The organism is Chryseobacterium sp. Leaf394 (assembly GCF_001424105.1).
GTDB lineage: Bacteria > Bacteroidota > Bacteroidia > Flavobacteriales > Weeksellaceae > Chryseobacterium.
The window spans coordinates 6,198-6,601 of the sequence record NZ_LMQH01000017.1 but is presented as its reverse complement, the minus strand read 5'-3'; the positions used below and the strand labels follow the sequence as shown (position 1 = coordinate 6,601).

Annotated in this window: 1 protein-coding gene; it reads right to left on the bottom strand. The window is 27.5% G+C overall.

Translation table 11 applies throughout. From position 1 onward, the window contains the following. A partial coding sequence (locus ASG21_RS20390; protein WP_185113752.1) for a hypothetical protein occupies positions 1-237 on the bottom strand: 237 nt, incomplete at its 3' end. Positions 238-404: the final 167 nt, after the last annotated feature.

Below are 404 nucleotides of genomic sequence, written 5' to 3'. Positions count from 1 at the left end.
GAGTTTGTCTGTTAAACTTATTGCTAAATGATTTACTTTGTCTGTGCGATTTTCAATTAAGGTCTTTTTTAATTCTATTTTATATGAATTGTCGAATTTGTGGTATTTATCAATAGTCAAAATTTCCCAATCATTTCCTAATTCGCTTTGTAACAACTCAGATAATTTTTCAGCTTTTATTTTTTTTGTTTGATTTTCAGTTACAATTGTCAGGAAAATATTCTGTAATTCACTCATATATTTTTACTCCTTTAAAAATGTCCGCAAAGGTTGACCATTTTGGTTTGTTTGCTTTTATATTTAGTTTCATATTGTCGTAATAACCTTGAATATCTTCTGTATAAACACTTAGAGCTTCCAAAAAATAAGTTAAAGTTTTATTCTCCCAGCTTTTAGGATTGTCC